This is a genomic window from Granulicella sibirica, assembly GCF_004115155.1.
GTDB classification, from domain to species: Bacteria; Acidobacteriota; Terriglobia; order Terriglobales; family Acidobacteriaceae; genus Edaphobacter; species Edaphobacter sibiricus.
The window spans coordinates 1,962,566-1,977,689 of sequence record NZ_RDSM01000001.1 but is presented as its reverse complement, the minus strand read 5'-3'; the positions used below and the strand labels follow the sequence as shown (position 1 = coordinate 1,977,689).

Here is a 15,124-nt window from a genome sequence, read left to right as displayed (position 1 = left end):
TGTCGAGCCCTTCGCTGTCGTCAGGGCTGCCCTTCGCCGTTGCCTTTCTGGTTGTCATTCCCGAAGGGAATCTGCGTCTTCTGTTGCGGTGGCCCGTTTTTTGCCGTCACCCCGAACGAAGGGAGTCCAATCCCCTCCCGCCCGCCAACCCCCAAAAAAAACTTCAACAAAAGCCCTCAAAAACCTCAGCAAAATCGCATGTCAAGCCCCGAGAGCGCCTAAGAATATCAAAGCAAAGGGATTAGCCGTGTCCTATGAGTTACGGTGAGTCCCATACAATTAAAGCGGAAGTAAAGTTACTCGCGGCCTCAGTGGCCGGAGCTAACTCCTTTGTTTACTAATTTTTAGCCGCAAGTCCCTTCGAATGAGGGATTTGCAGCTACAGCCATAGCGTAACGGTCATAATTTCCTTGACTAACCCATCACACGATAGTAAGGTTTGGGTTAGTGAAGGAAACGTACATGACCCACCCAAAAACACTCACCGAAGCGATTCGCTATTACTCAGACGAGCAGACCTGCATTGATGCCATCGCGGCTATTCGCTGGGCCGATGGTAAGCCCGTTTGCCCCAAGTGCAACACGGCTGAGGGAGAGCGCAAGCATTACTGGCTGGCAGTCCAGAAGCGCTGGAAGTGCTATTCATGCCGCAAGCAATTCAGCGTCAAGGTAGGCAGCATATTTGAGGATTCTCCTCTCACGCTCGACAAGTGGCTTGTTTCCCTTTGGCTTCTCGTGAATTGCAAGAATGGCGTGTCGAGCTATGAGATCGCCCGCGCTACGGGTATGGGTCAAAAGGCCGCATGGTTCGTCCTACAGCGCCTGCGTCACATCCTGAAAGAGACCGCTCCCAAGACTCTTGGTGGATACCGCGACAACCCCGTAGAGATCGACGAAACATGGATCGGTGGTCGCCCCAAGAACATGCACGTCAGCCGTCGCCGCGAGATCGGACAAACCGACCATAAGACGATCGTCATGGGAATGATGGAGCGTAAAACTCGCCAAGTACGCGCCCAGATCGTCCCCAACATCAAGCGGGCCACACTTCAAAAGGAGATCTTGGAAAGGGTCGGCTTCGGCGCTACGATCTACACCGATTCAGCCGCTTCGTATGACGGCATCGACCGCACACGATATGTCCATGAGACCGTAAACCACATGGAAGAGTTTGTGCGTGGGAAGGTTTCGACTCAGGCCATTGAGAACTTCTGGAGCTGCCTCAAGAGGACACTGAACGGCACCTACGTAGCAGTGGAAGCCGTCCACATGAACTCATACCTTGCCGAGCAGTGCTTTCGGTTCAACAACCGTATCAAGATGAACGACGGTGACCGCTTCACAAAGGCGCTTGCAGAAGTTGGCGGCAAGCGCCTTACATGGAACGAGCTTACTGGGAAGGAGGCGGCCTCCGCTTAGGCGTGGGAATCTTCGGGGTCTGGGGAGTATTTCGTATGGTACGAAAATTTCTCTTCTTTCGCCGCCGCAATTGCGGCGCGGACGTCCGCAGGGGTGGCGGATAAAATCTGCCTCAAAGCAGCAGTAAGCTTGTCGGAAGGATTGGAGGAGTTCTCTTCGTTCGCCATAACCCAAAAGGCTACGCTTACGGGTGAATCATTGCAAACCCAAGTTAATGGGTTTAAAGTAGTCATTAAACAGAACGGGTGCCTTTCGGCACCACGATCTGCTTACCGCAGAGAAAAAGGGGCATGATCTATCGCCTCCTTTCCCGTTGCCCATCCCGTTCGCCCGTCAAAGTGTTGGGGATGTAGGCCACGATCAATGTCTAAGGGGAGCCTTCGGGTTCCCCTTTTACATGGGAATCCAAAGGTTCTGCCACGACAAATGGGTCAGTAAGATGCGCAAGCACATACTTGTTCCCCACCCGCACGACTTCCTTTCGCTGTCTCATGGTGAACAGCGCGTTGCTGGCAAAGGAGCTGCTGACTTGCATATTGAGAAAACGAAGGTATTCTGTGACTTCTCGCGGCGTAACGCCCTTTGGTCCATAAGTTTTTAGCAACATACGGACGGCGGCAATCTTAGATCCATAATTATCAGCTTCAGATTCTTCCGCTTTGGAGATTTGTACGAAGGTCGGAGAAAAAGCAGATTCCGGAGGGATCTGACCATCCGGTTTATTGTTTTCAATGATGACGCCCCACGCCTTCATCTCTTCTGTCATCCGACTGATGCGCCGTTTGTGTGATTCCGCCATTTGGACAATTGTCTTAAGCCGAGCGACTTCCCCCTCAATTTCTGAGGCAAGTCGTTCGATCTCGCTCTTGGCAAGTTCGACGGTCGGGTTGGGAATCACTGGGTTCACCCCTCATGTATATCACGTCTTCTAAGGGATGGGATGAGGGTAACTTAATTGCTTTTAATGACATACGGGCGACTCAGCTATTCTGGAGTCGCCCGTTGGGTTAGTCAGAGAAGTTATCACCAGCGTAACTCATTCAAAAGAAAAAGGTTACACCCAGGCTATAGGGAGGGGGGGTAACCCTCAATGTTGAATCCAAACCATACTTGGTGGATTCTGCGTATTCAGGATCCTCTTCGTCTCCTCATCCTCCAGCCCATCTACTCCGTGAACATGCCCAGGAGTCACCTCCCACGCCACATCAAGGTTCCCGCGCCAATACCCGAGCACACGCCAAAGTGCCGCAGGATCATCCTTCATCTGCGCCGTCTGCGCCGCCTCATCGGCAGCCTTCTGCTTCTCGCCCAAAGCGGTATAAACGCCCGCAAGCCACTTGTGTGCGACCACATCATCCGGATCGACCGCAAGCGCCGCCTCGAACTCACCCTCCGCATCGACATACCGCCGATCGATCAGATAAATCCACCCAAGATCGTCATGAACCTGCCGAAAGCGCGGATAAGCCTTCGCCACCGGCAGAAGCGCCCTGATCGCCTCCTGGTATCTGTACTGCCAGCGATAGCAAAGACCCTCGTAATACCGAGTCCGTAGGTTCTCCGGATCGATCCGATCTGCCTCACCAAGCGCCTTCAGCGCCTCAACGTATCTGCCCTGCGAATACAGCACGATTCCAGCGTTGATCAGCCCATCCGCCCGCTTCGGATACTCGACGATCGTCCTCCGGAACGCCGCCTCCGCCGCCGCGAACTCCGACCGATCCAGTAGCGCAATCCCATACGCAGTCCAGCGAACGAAGGTATCCGGCTTCCCAGCACTCGCGGCCGGTGAATTCTCCCCAATCGCAAGGCTGACCGTATCTTCCGCCATCGTTACCGTCGGATACCGCTCAACCCGGTCCGAACCATCCTCAAACACCCAACGCAGAAACTCCGGCCGAAACCGCCGGTAAAGCACCGCCGCATGCACCGTCACGCGCTGCACGCCGGCAGGAACCACGAACCGATATCGCTCCAGATCTGCTCGTCCCGCGTTGACGGTACTGTCGTAAGCCCTCGCCTCCACCTTCCACACTTCGTGATGATTTAGCCGCTCTCCACCCGCCGAAATAATCTGATTCGTATACCGATGCGTATCCGGCGCGAGCGTCTGATCCGGCAGAACAGCTCCACTCTCGTAGATCAATCCACCCTTCTCATCCCGCGCCTCGAAGTGAATCCAGCTCTCGTAGAAGTCCCTCTGCTCCGGCACAAGGCTATGTCCGATCCCGGTATTCTGAACCACCACCGAAACCGTCACAGCCTGTCCGCCGCGCAGCGTAAACGAACTCTGATCCACCGGTGCGGTAATCTCCCCGATCGACGAATGTTGCCCCTTTGTCGCCGGCTTGTCCGCCGAAAGCGCAAAGATATCCACCCGAAGCGCTTTGTTCCGCAGGAACTTCGTCACTCCCGCAAGCTGATCCGGATAGTCATACTTCGTCGGAATCGCCGTATTCGCCCCGAGCCACCGATGCGAAGCGACTTGCCCATTCGTCGCCGCCACATCGACCGCATCGATCTTAGGCATATGGCAGCTCTGGCACGTGCTCGTCGCGCTCTTGGGAAAGAACGCCATCGGACTCTCCCGTGACCAACCCGACTGCTGCCACTCGTCATACGTCGTAAACGCACGCAGCCACTTGTACCCATTCAGCGTCTGCGGCAGGTTCGCCTTGTGGCAGCTCCCACAGAACTCTGGAGTCTGCATCACGCCCCGCATCAATGCTGCCTTATGCCTCTCTGGATGCGCCAGGATGAGCGCTGTCGGAGGCAGCCCCTCCATCGGCTTCCCCGCCTCATCGACCATAACCGCCGGTCGTCCAAGCACATAGCTTCCAAGCCCGCGCGTCGCCGTCACCCGCTCGATGGCATGACATGTCATGCACGTTACGCCATCTTCGTCGAAAGGTCTTTTCGCCGTACTGTCCGGAGTTAGCACCCCGCTAAACAGCGCCACCGGGTTATGACACCCCTCGCAGTGTCGCGAGAACGCTATCCCCTTTTGCTCGATCAGCAGGTTGACGTTCTTCGTATACCACGGCGTCCGAAAAGAGTTCGCATGCGCCGACTCGCGCCACTGCTTGTAGATCCCCTGATGACACTGCCCGCACCAAGCGGCTGCAGGCACCTCTTCCGGCTTGAGAAATCCCGAGAACGAAGCCCGCGCCTCGCTCGGTAGAAATGGGCTGCTGCCAAACGGAAGCAGATATCGCGCGAGGTCCGCCCGTTGCGCGGTCCGATCCCTCTCGCCGGCATTTACTCTCATCGGCACGGATCCGTTCACCAGAAGGCAAAACGTGATAGAGCCGCACAGCCAGGCCGTGCGGACAACGTGTCCTCTTCTCCTCGAGCCCGCCCCCATCATGCGCCGCCCCTCGGCATCTGCGGTATCCCTCTGAAGTAAGTGGCAAACCCGCACCTTTCATCACGTCAGGGAATCGGAGGCAGCAATCGATCTCTGAGACCTAAACCTGTTGCAGCGGCTTGGACTTGCCGATGGAGAAGATACGATTCTGCACAAGATCGCGGATGCGGAAGCTTGGCTTCTCGACAAGCAGGTAGGAAAGCTCCGCGGCAGCCACGATAAACAACATATTCAGAGGAAACTGCCTCGTGTACGGGCCGGTGAAGAGCTGCTGGTAGAGGTAGATACTATAAGAGATCATGCCGAAGTGCTTGATCGGCTTGAGGTTAAGAAACTTGCCGAGCGGAGACTCGTGACGAAAGACAACGTAGAGCAGAATCGTTGCGATCGCCAGGTTTTCGAGACTAATGCCGACCGAAAGCAAATACATACCGCGAAGGCGTTGTTTTGCCCAGATGTCCACCGTGAAGAGAAAAGCGATGGCGACGGTTGGCGCGATCGGGGAAAGCGCCAGCTTCGTGACCCGTTGCCAGATCTTCAATTCCAGCATCAGCGCCAGAAGGCACCCAGTCATAATCGTGTCCAGGTGGGTGTGAAGCATCATATCGATGCGCTCTCGCATCGAGGGCCAGGCATAGTAGGTGATAAGTCTGCTCAGAGGCGAGAGAAGAATCACTGCGGCGGCAATTCCCAGGTTCGTGCGAAGTTTGAACTTCGCCATGCAAAGCGGCCAGAGAAGATAAAACTGCTCCTCCAACGTCAGCGACCAGCAATGACCGAGAGTCCAGGTCTCCGGAATACGAGCATAATTCCAGGTATACGTGGCCGCGATCAGCAACATGGTCCGGGTGACCTGTATCTCATGCAGAAGCCCCAGGACAGCCACAATGATCAGGAATACGTAGAAAGGCGGAAAGATGCGAAAGGTGCGTCGCAGGTAGAAACGCTTTAGGTTGATCGTTTCATCGCGGCGGAGTTCTTTCAGGAGTAGATGGGTGATGAGGAAGCCGCTGATAACGAAGAAGACGGCGACTCCCTTACTTCCGTCACGAAAGGCGGCATTGAAGGGGATTCTATCGAGCAATGCGGCTCGCGAGTGTCCCAGGATGACCGCCAGGACGGAAAGCGCGCGCAGCCCGTCGAGCGAGGGTATGGAACGACTCTTCTCTAACGGGTTCTCCAAGCGCTCTCTCCAATCGTTGAGTTCATTGTAAGTATGTGGATGTTTTCACTTGTCTGCAATGGTTTCTTTTGTTACGTTTCCCCGAAGATGGGGATCTGCGCCCCAAGTATCCTCCGGTCCATCGTCCTGATGGAGCGTGTTTTGGTCGGGAAAGAACGGTACGTTGGAGACTCACTCGCGTCCCCCTTCCGCCCAAGAGACTCGGTCGGCAACCGATGCCAAATAACCTAGTGCCTTTTGAACCGTTCAGGCTTGGCGTGGAGTTCGTCGGAGCAAGTCGCCTCAAGTCCGATGGTCGGCGATACTAAAAGCAGATTAGCCCGCCCGAGCTGGCCCGAAGGACGCCTCCCATGAAAGCCCTGCTTCTCTCCGAATACTCGCACCTGGAAATCGCCGACCTACCCAATCCAACCCCAGGCCCCGGCGAACTGCTCGTCCGCGTCGCCGCCTGCGGCATCTGCGGCAGCGACGTCCATGGCTACGACGGCTCAACCGGTCGCCGCATCCCACCCATTGTCATGGGGCACGAAGCCGCCGGAACGGTAGCAGAGGTCGGCTCCGGGGTGACGGAGTTCGCCCCCGGCGACCGTGTTACCTTCGACTCAACCGTCTACTGCGGGGCCTGCGAGTTCTGCCTCAAGGGCGAGGTCAACCTCTGCAACGACCGGCAGGTGATCGGGGTCTCCTGCGCGGAGTTCCGCCGCGCCGGAGCCTTCGCCGAAGAACTCACCATTCCCGCTCGCATCGCCTACCACCTGCCCGGCAATCTCTCCTTCGCCGAAGCCGCCATGCTCGAAGCCGTCTCCGTCGCCCTGCATGGCGTGGCTGTCACCGAGATGAAGGGCGGCGAAACCGTCCTCGTCATCGGCGCTGGAATGATCGGCCTCCTGCTCCTGCAGTCTGCGCGCGCCCACGGGGCCTCTCGCGTCTTCATCTCCGACGTCGACGAGACTCGCCTCAAACTCGCCTCCGACCTAGGAGCCGATGAGACCATCCTCGCCTCGGGAGCCGCTCTCCTCGACGTGATCAAGACGCTCACCAACGGCCAGGGCGTCGACGTCGTCCTCGAAGCTGTGGGCCGCGACGAGACCATCGCCGCTGGAATCGACTGCACTCGCAAGGGCGGCACGGTCACCCTCGTCGGCAACATCTCGCCTCAGGTCAACCTTCCGCTTCAGAAGGTCGTCTCCCGCCAGATCCGCCTGCAGGGTTCCTGCGCCTCCGCCGGGGAGTATCCGGAGGCGATGCAGCTCATCGCCGAGGGCAAGATCAAGGTCGCTCCGCTCATCACCGCCGTCGCACCCCTTGCCGATGGCCCATCGTGGTTCGAACGCCTGCATTCGCGCGAACCAAATCTTATGAAGATCGTTCTCGACCCTCGATGAAAACCATGGAAAGTGTGGTGTCTGCCTGATGAGTTCTTCCCTCTTCGATTTGACCGGCCAGTTTGCCCTCATCACCGGCGCTAGCCGCGGCCTCGGCCAGTACCTCGGACGCGCCCTTGCCAACGCGGGTGCCGACCTGATTGTCACCAGCCGCCGCAAGGACGACCTCCAACCCTTCGTAGCCGAGATCGAAGCCCTTGGCCGCCGCGCCATTCCCTTTGCCCTCGATGTCCGCGACCTGCAGAGCATCGAGGCCATGGCCGCCGAAGCCTACGCCTCCGCTGGCCGGATCGACATCCTCGTCAACAATGCCGGATGCAACGTCCGCAAACCAGCGCTTGAAGTCACCTGGGATGACTGGAACCTCATCCTCGACACCAACCTGCGCGGCGCGTTTTTTGTTGCGCAGCAGATTGCGAAATACATGGTGCCGGCTGGCTACGGCCGCATTATTAATATCGGTTCGGTGACCAGCGTCGCCGGGTATGCCGGTCTTGGTCCGTATGGGGCGAGTCGCGGCGGAATCCGTCAGCTCACCATGAGCCTTGCCGACGACTGGGGCAAGCACGGCGTCACCGTCAACTGCCTCGCTCCGGGCTGGTTCGAGACCGCCCAAAATCGCGTCATGTACCAGGATAAGGAGTGGGTTGAGTACCTTAAAGAGCGCATCCCCCTCAAGCGTCCAGGTTCGCCCAACGACCTGGATGGAGCTGTCGTCTTTCTTGCTTCGGAGTCCAGCCGTTACGTCACCGGCCAGACGCTGCTTGTTGATGGAGGCATCTCCACCGGAGCGATGCGCGCAACACTCAAAAAACCCACTGAGAGGATCTGATCGCTGATCGCCCCCCCCTTATGTAGCAAATTTATCTAACTCGTTTTATTTGATCAAGATGCGGAAAACATGTCCCGCAAAATCCTCATATCAAACGGGTTGCAGCCAAATTACTGCAAAAAAAGGAGTTACGTCTTGATATCAGGATGTTGAATCGGGTATAGCCCGCCAATCCAGCAAGATTTCTTCTCTTCTTATCATTCTACGAAATCGGCCATAACTACAAGAAAGGCCATTTTCTCTTTAGAATGTTAGAGTTACGGAGCATCTTGGCTTGACTTGCGAATTGGCCGGTTTCCGCGGAGCCAGCGCTCGCGAGATGCGTGAGCATTGGCTCCAACGGGATCAGCGTTCGATGGTGGCCGTCAGTTTGACGTTGCCGGAATCGCTGCCGATGCTGATGCTGATCGGAACCGGATTGGTGACCGAACCGGGTTGGGTCCCAATCCCACCGGCAGCCAGGAAGTAAACAGGCGATGTGCATCGACTTGGCGGAGCCGCCAAGGCCGGAGCATCGCCCGGGCCAGCCGGGCGAAGCACGAAGGTTGTCGTGACACCATTGATCGATCCCTGGTAGGTGTAACCCTGCGGCGTGAGTTTGAACGAGCCCGGCGGGATGGTGACGGAGTACGGTCCCACTCCTATCTTCACCTGCTCCGTGAGGAGATCGATCTTGTCAGCTCCGCCCAGGGAAAATTTGGCTTCCAGGGTATATCCATCCTCGAAGGCATTCGCCGGAGCGATGATCAGGGCGGAGGCGGCGAGGCTACAGAATGGCACGGAGAAGTTGAACTTGCTTACAAAGCCGATGAAATCCTTCGGCTTGGTTGGCGTGCGGAGATAGGCGCCTGGCGTAGTGGGGAAATCAGCTGAAGACTCTGTCTGGCCCCAGACGTAAGCGTTCCCCGATGGATCCAGTGTGATTCCGTCAGCATAGTCAAATGATGACCCGCCTAGAAACGTCGAGTAGAGGAGCCCTGATCCCGCAGGGTTCAGTTCCACTAGAAAACCATCATAAGCTCCGCCGAATACTCGCTGAAAGGACACCGGCGTTGTCTTGAACCCTGAGTAGGATGTTGATCCTGCGACATAGGCATTTCCCTGTGCATCCGCAGCAATCCCGTTTCCTCCCGTCCCGAAGACAGGTTCTCCCGAATATGGATCTTGCGGACCTGTTCCGCCAAGATATGTGGCATAGACGAGACCGGTACCCGAGGCATTCAGCTTGATCACGAAAGCGTCGTCGCAATAGCCTATGTATCCGCAATTGGTTTGATAGGCCCCTGGGGTTGCAGGAAGATCGGAATATGGGGCGACTCCAGTGATGTAAGCATTACCGGCTGGATCGATCGCCATCGCGTAAGCCTGTTCAGTTCCAGGTATCCGAGTCGAGTACACCAGCCTGGTCGCTGTAGGATTCACTTTCGCTACAAAGGTGGTCCCCTGATCCGAATAGGCCCCCGGGGTTATCGGAAAGACTCCCTCATACTCGTCCGTAGTGCCGGTCAAATAGAGGTCACCAACCGAGTCCAAGGCCACCGCCTGGATGACGGTTGTCCCTGCGCCGTACTCTGACGCATAGATGAGGGCCGAAGCGCTTGGGTTAAATTTTGCTACGTATCCGATGCCGAGACCCTCGTCGTATGGTGCCTTGATGGGTCCTGGCTGAAATACGCCGGGTGTCGCGGGAAAGTCGGACGAAGTCGTTGTTCCGCCTGCGAGATAAATGTCGCCCGTGCTATCCAGGGCTATCGGACCTGGAGAGGCGTTTCCTCCATGTCCGAAAAGAGTCGAGAAGATAAGCGCAGATCCGGTGGCGTTGAGCTTGGAGAGAAAGACCACTCCAGGAGCGCTGAAGGTCGTCTGATAGGCGCCTGGGGTCGTCGGAAAGTCCGCTGACTGCGTGAATCCACTTAGGTATACATTTCCGGACGCATCCCCCGCGACTCCTTCAAAGTAATCACTGCCGAAAGCGGTAGGCGACCCAAAGTAAGTGACGTACACCACTGCCGTTCCGGACGCATTGAGCTTTGCAACGAAGGGACAGGCGTAGTTACACGTTGGCTTAACCACGCCGGGCGTTATTGGAAGACCGGGTCCATAGGTTCCACCAGCAATATAAGAGTTTCCTGCGGGGTCGACTGCGAACAACATCCCCTCCGCGTAACTTCCTATAAGAGTCGAGTAGGTGAGAGTCGGATCGATGATGAGTGGCTTGCTCCGGTCGTAGTCTCCGATTTGGAATCGGATGTCGCCGTCTCCGGAGAGGACGAAGCCTCCCTCCACGGGATGGCGAAGGGCCAGGTCTTTCTCGCGACCGGTTTGATAGAGCAAGGGTTTCTTCAGGATCACGTGTTCATCGCTACCCGAGATGACGAGGTCGCCCTTAGCATTGATGTTCAGCCGCTTGCCCTTGCCAAGAGCATCTCCGCTAAACCTCAACCCAAGCTTGCCTGGGTCCGACCCGGGTTGGAGCACGAAGTCAAACTCCAACTGCTTCTGGTTGCCGTAATACACCATGTCAACGCCGGGGTAGACGCCGGCGTATTTTACCCTGGCAAAGGTCGGAATACCGGTGTGCCAGTTAGCTCGATCGTTTCCCATAAGGTAGTTGACCTTGCCGGGGAGTTCATCCAATCCGGACACCTTCTCCGCTGGCCTGGATCCAAGCAACTGCATACGGATCGTGGTCTCCTCCTCTGGCTTCTGCGTGCGGGGAGACGAAGAAGATTTCGGATTTGCGGGATGCCCGAGCTTCATCAGCGCTCCGTCTCCGGTGAGTAGGACGGAGTAGCCACTTCCCGAAGTGAGGAAGCTGACGTCCGGGTCGGCCTGGCCCTGGTTGGCGGCAAAGCTAAGAGGGATGTCCCCAAAGCCTTTTACGGCAGATACGGACGGCGCGGCGGGAGAACGATCTACAGCTCTCGCGGTGGAAGAATCGACAGACAAGAGAGATGCACATACGAGGACGAGGAAACGCTTAGTCATCACTTCTCCATTAACGCGTCCGCTCCGGGAGGTAGCGGTCATTGCGTGCGACAGACGTAGCCCATGTGGGACGGAGAGAATGTGACTTATCCCTGGGAGAAGAGTCAAGCTCTTTATGACCAGGCGCGGTCATTTAACATCAAGGATCGCCAAGTTGCAGAAGCTACAGGAGGGAACTTGCACTATGCCGACGGGACAGGCTGCGGTGGGATTTGCGTCAGCCGTCCCAGAAGGAAGACGTACCCGCTGATGCCGATGAGTAGATAGATCGCCGGGATTGCGAATACCCAAACGTATGAGTGCGTCACCGACACGACGTATCCGGTGAGGATCGGCGCGACAATTCCCGAGATCTGGCCTGAGAGATTCGTGATCGCGCCCACCGACCCCACGCTGCCCCGCGGCGCGATGAGCGCTGGGATACACCAGCCGATCGAGGATGCGGCGGAGAGGCCGCTGATCGACATGCTGATCCACAGGAGCGCCTCGGTTGGCGTCGTCGCATGCGCCGCGCCGAAGATCCCAAGGCCGAACGCTGTCCCGCAGACAAGCACTGTCTTCCGCACCGGGTTCGCGTCCCATCCGCGCTGAATCAGCCTGTCCGCGATATAGCCGGTGATCAATTCCGTACATGTGGCGAAGAGCCATGGCACGCCGGTGTAGAGGAACGAGTGGAGAAGATCGACTCCGAGGGCCGACGAAAGATAGGTCGGAAGGAACGTCAGCAGAAGGTAGAAGACGTAGTTGTACGCGCCGAAGCCAAGTGCGAGTCCAATCATCTTTTTTTGGCGCATCAGGTAGCCGATGGAGGCCGGCGGCGGCTCCGGCTGCAGGGACACGCCATCATCGCGCTCGATGTAGTTCCGCTCTACTTCAGTTAGCTTCGGATCCTCTTTCGGGTCGCGGTAGACGCGGGAGAAGAGCACGAAGTATCCGAGGCTGATGAGTCCGGTGGCGGCGAAGCTCCATCGCCAGCCCACCCGGATGAGAAGCATGCCAACCAACGGCACGCCCAATGCGGAAGCCAGCTTTGCCGAGGAGTCGAAGAGCGAGGTCGAGAAGCTTCTTTCCTTCTTCGGAAACCACAGCCCGACTGCCTTGGCATTTGAAGGAAAGATCGGCGCTTCGCCGACGCCAAGCAGCAGCCGAGCTCCAAAGAAACCGGGAATGTTCGGAGTGATCGCAGCGGCGAACGAAGCCATGCCCCAGATGAATGTGCTGATCCGGCCGACCTTTCGCACGCCGAACTTGTCCAGCAGTATGCCGACAGGCAACTGACAAAGCGCATAGGTCCAGTTGTAAGCCGCCGAAAGATACCCGAACGTGACCGTCGAGATCCCGAAGGTCGTCACCAGCGCCGCGTGCGACACCGACAGGTTGACTCGGTCGAGATAGTTCACCAGCACGCCAAGCGCAAGCAGCCAGGCGATACGCCATCGCCGTCGCGGCACCTCGACCGCCCGATCTTCGACCACGTTCGTCGTCAGCGCTCCACCCCAGACGCCCCATCCGGCGCGAGTCCATCACACACTGCCGTCCAGACTCTGGCAAGTCGGTTCCCGGACGTTGGCGCAAACCCATACAATTCCGGATACCAGACGCAACCCACGGGAGAACTGAATGTTTGGCAGCAAGAACTCCAGGTATGATCGCCGCGGCGTCCTCAAGTCCACTCTAGGCCTCCTTGCCGGTGGCCTCATCGGGCCGCTCGCGGAGAAGGTTGAAGCCCAGCCGGCAATCAGGAACGCGAACCGCAACTCCAGCCCCTCAGCCCTCAAGATCACCGACCTACGCTACACGGTAGTCAAGAAGCCTGGCCCAAGTCCGTGCCCGATCATTCGGATCGACACCAACCAGGGCGTGTACGGCTTGGGTGAAGTGCGGGATGTAGCGAACTACCAGTACGCCATGGTGCTGAAGAGCCGCATCCTGGGCGAGAATCCGCTCAATGTCGACTTCCTCTTCGAGAAGATCGCGCAGTTCGGTGGCGTCTCGCGGCAGGCAGGTGGGGTGGTTGCGATCGAGATGGCGCTGTGGGACATCGTTGGCAAGGTCTACAACATTCCGATTTACCAGATGCTCGGCGGCAAGTGGCGCGACAAGATCCGCATCTATGCCGACACGCCCGAGGCCGATACGCCGCAGGAGTTCGCCGCTATCGCCAAGGAGCGCAAGGACCGCGGCCTTACCTGGATCAAGGTCGATGTCGGCACGGTTTTGCTGAAAGGTAAGCCTGGAACGATCATGGAGGCTGCGGACCAGGGCTCGGTCGAGTATGACAAGCGGCTGCCGCACCAGTTCACGGGCAATGAGCTGACCGACAAGGGCATTGCGGTCTACTGCGAGTACATCTCGACCATCCGCGACGCGATCGGCTACGAGATTCCGCTCTCGACTGATCACTTGGGCCATCTCGGCGTGAACTCGATCATCCGCCTTGGACGTGCGTACGAGAAGTACAACCTCGAGTGGATGGAAGATGTGATCCCGTGGTGGTACACCGAACAGCTCAAGGAGATCACTGACGCGACTACCACGCCGACCATTACCGGTGAGGATATTTATGAATTGGCGGACTTCGAGAAGCTCTGCAGCACGCACGCCGTGGACAAGATCCATCCGGACCTTTCCACCTCGGGCGGCATCCTGCGCACGCACAAGATTGGCGATATGGCCTACAAGTACGGCGTGCCCATGGCGATGCACTTCGCCGGGACGCCCGTCGCGTGCATGGCCAATGTCCACTGCGCGGCGGCTACGAGGAACTTTCTTGCCCTCGAGAACCACTCGCTCGATGTGCCGTGGTGGAACGATCTCGTCAACGAGGTCGACAAGCCCATCATCAATAAGGGCTACATCGCAGTCCCGGACACTCCTGGCCTCGGCGTCACGCTCAACGACGACATCATGCGCCAGCACCTCGCGCCCGGCGTCGGCTACTTCGAACCGACTCCCATGTGGGATGACAAGCAATCCTTTGACGACCAGTTGTTCAGCTAAAGAGAGACGACGAAACATGAAAAAGTTCATAGCTTCCGCGCTTCTCGTATGTGCCTTCCCCTCTGCTCACGCGCAGGTCAAGATGACCAAAGAGCAGATGATGTTCTACACCTCGGAGTGGAAGGGGGAGCGCTTCCCCGATGGCCGCCCCAGGGTTCCCGACGACCTCATCAAGCGCGTCGTCGACATCTCCATCGAAGACCTTTGGGACTATCTCCAGGGCTTTGGCTACAAGTGCCAGTTCGAAGGCGGATGGCAGGCGCTGCACATCGAGAAGCCCTTTGCCGGACGCGCCCTGACGGCGCAGTACATGCCCCTGCGGCCGGATATGGGTCGCGCCATTGCGGTCGAGGGTAAGGCCGAGGGGCGCGTCAGCGGGAACAATAGCTGGCCTATCAATGAGCTTCAGATCGGCGATGTCTACGTGGCGGACGGCTTCGGCAAGGGTGTTGAAGGCACGCTCATCGGCTCGAACCTTGGCAACGGCATCGCCGCTCATACGCACACTGGCTTCGTCTTCGACGCGGCCATTCGGGATCAGGAAGAGAATCGCGAGATTCCGAACTTCAATGGCTTCTACCGCTCGTACGATCCCTCCGCGTGGGCCGACATGACGCTTACGGCCATCAACGCGCCGATCCGCATCGGACGGGCGACGGTTCTTCCTGGCGATCTTGTCCTCGCGAAGACTGATGGCGTTCTGTTCATCCCGGCCATCCTCGCCGAAGCCGCCATCTCGAACGCCGAGTTCACCGGCCTCGAAGACGCTTTCAACTTCGAGCTTAATAAAGAAGGCAAGAACGGCGCCGAGTTCGAAGGTGGGTGGGACGCGAAGAAGTATGCCGCCCTCTCCGCCTGGATCGACGCCCACCCCGACAAGCTCAAGATGACACGTGCCCGGTTCGATGCGATCCTCGAAAAGAGAAGCCAGCCAAGGAAGCCGCGCTAAG

The 15,124-nt window shown here is 57.7% G+C and carries 11 protein-coding genes; 5 read left to right on the top strand and 6 right to left on the bottom strand.

Translation table 11 applies throughout. From position 1 onward, the window contains the following. Positions 1–20: 20 nt before the first annotated feature. Positions 21–167, bottom strand: coding sequence for a hypothetical protein (locus tag GRAN_RS25445; RefSeq protein WP_161570896.1), 147 nt, complete (start codon positions 165–167; stop codon positions 21–23). Between the two features lie 295 nt (positions 168–462). On the opposite strand from GRAN_RS25445, the gene GRAN_RS08215 reads away from it, so the two are divergent. Next, positions 463–1,419 carry an IS1595 family transposase gene (locus tag GRAN_RS08215; RefSeq protein WP_128912425.1) on the top strand — a complete coding sequence of 319 codons (957 nt, stop codon included), beginning with the start codon at positions 463–465 and terminating at the stop codon, positions 1,417–1,419. A 367-nt stretch (positions 1,420–1,786) separates the two neighbouring features. On the opposite strand, the gene GRAN_RS08210 is transcribed toward GRAN_RS08215, so the two are convergent. The 3 genes from GRAN_RS08210 to GRAN_RS08200 form a co-directional block, all read right to left on the bottom strand. Continuing rightward, on the bottom strand, positions 1,787–2,326 hold the full coding sequence (locus GRAN_RS08210; RefSeq protein WP_128912424.1) for a hypothetical protein: 540 nt from the start codon (positions 2,324–2,326) through the stop codon (positions 1,787–1,789). 180 nt (positions 2,327–2,506) lie between these two features. Next, positions 2,507–4,687: a tetratricopeptide repeat protein gene (locus GRAN_RS08205; RefSeq protein ID WP_161570895.1), complete on the bottom strand. Its 2,181-nt coding sequence runs from the start codon at positions 4,685–4,687 to the stop codon at positions 2,507–2,509. A 199-nt stretch (positions 4,688–4,886) separates the two neighbouring features. Next, positions 4,887–5,969, bottom strand: a complete 1,083-nt coding sequence (locus GRAN_RS08200) for an acyltransferase family protein (protein WP_128912422.1) — start codon at positions 5,967–5,969, stop codon at positions 4,887–4,889. 350 nt (positions 5,970–6,319) lie between these two features. Between GRAN_RS08200 and GRAN_RS08195 the strand changes: the two genes are divergently transcribed. Then, entirely contained in the window at positions 6,320–7,354 is a 1,035-nt protein-coding gene (locus tag GRAN_RS08195; RefSeq protein WP_128912421.1) for a galactitol-1-phosphate 5-dehydrogenase, read from the top strand. Between the two features lie 28 nt (positions 7,355–7,382). Next, positions 7,383–8,186 carry an SDR family NAD(P)-dependent oxidoreductase gene (locus GRAN_RS08190; protein WP_128912420.1) on the top strand — a complete coding sequence of 268 codons (804 nt, stop codon included), beginning with the start codon at positions 7,383–7,385 and terminating at the stop codon, positions 8,184–8,186. A 345-nt stretch (positions 8,187–8,531) separates the two neighbouring features. Here the strand turns inward: GRAN_RS08190 and GRAN_RS08185 are convergent, their stop codons facing one another. Both GRAN_RS08185 and GRAN_RS08180 read right to left on the bottom strand, forming a co-directional pair. Beyond that, complete coding sequence (locus tag GRAN_RS08185; protein WP_128912419.1) at positions 8,532–11,174, bottom strand: DUF7948 domain-containing protein; 2,643 nt, start codon at positions 11,172–11,174, stop codon at positions 8,532–8,534. Positions 11,175–11,356: 182 nt separating this feature from the next. Then, positions 11,357–12,649: an MFS transporter gene (locus tag GRAN_RS08180; RefSeq protein WP_241654408.1), complete on the bottom strand. Its 1,293-nt coding sequence runs from the start codon at positions 12,647–12,649 to the stop codon at positions 11,357–11,359. A 145-nt stretch (positions 12,650–12,794) separates the two neighbouring features. Between GRAN_RS08180 and GRAN_RS08175 the strand changes: the two genes are divergently transcribed. Then, complete coding sequence (locus GRAN_RS08175) at positions 12,795–14,174, top strand: mandelate racemase/muconate lactonizing enzyme family protein (RefSeq protein ID WP_128912418.1); 1,380 nt, start codon at positions 12,795–12,797, stop codon at positions 14,172–14,174. Between the two features lie 16 nt (positions 14,175–14,190). Continuing rightward, positions 14,191–15,123: an RraA family protein gene (locus GRAN_RS08170; protein WP_128912417.1), complete on the top strand. Its 933-nt coding sequence runs from the start codon at positions 14,191–14,193 to the stop codon at positions 15,121–15,123. Position 15,124 lies beyond the last annotated feature (1 nt).

Bases quoted from the DNA above. Each gene is read 5' to 3' on its own strand.
- GRAN_RS08215 (WP_128912425.1), top strand. From the start codon at position 463: ATGACCCACCCAAAAACACTCACCGAAGCGATTCGCTATTACTCAGAC.
- GRAN_RS08205 (WP_161570895.1), bottom strand. From the start codon at position 4,687: ATGAGAGTAAATGCCGGCGAGAGGGATCGGACCGCGCAACGGGCGGAC.
- GRAN_RS08195 (WP_128912421.1), top strand. From the start codon at position 6,320: ATGAAAGCCCTGCTTCTCTCCGAATACTCGCACCTGGAAATCGCCGAC.
- GRAN_RS08190 (WP_128912420.1), top strand. From the start codon at position 7,383: ATGAGTTCTTCCCTCTTCGATTTGACCGGCCAGTTTGCCCTCATCACC.
- GRAN_RS08185 (WP_128912419.1), bottom strand. From the start codon at position 11,174: ATGACTAAGCGTTTCCTCGTCCTCGTATGTGCATCTCTCTTGTCTGTC.
- GRAN_RS08175 (WP_128912418.1), top strand. From the start codon at position 12,795: ATGTTTGGCAGCAAGAACTCCAGGTATGATCGCCGCGGCGTCCTCAAG.
- GRAN_RS08170 (WP_128912417.1), top strand. From the start codon at position 14,191: ATGAAAAAGTTCATAGCTTCCGCGCTTCTCGTATGTGCCTTCCCCTCT.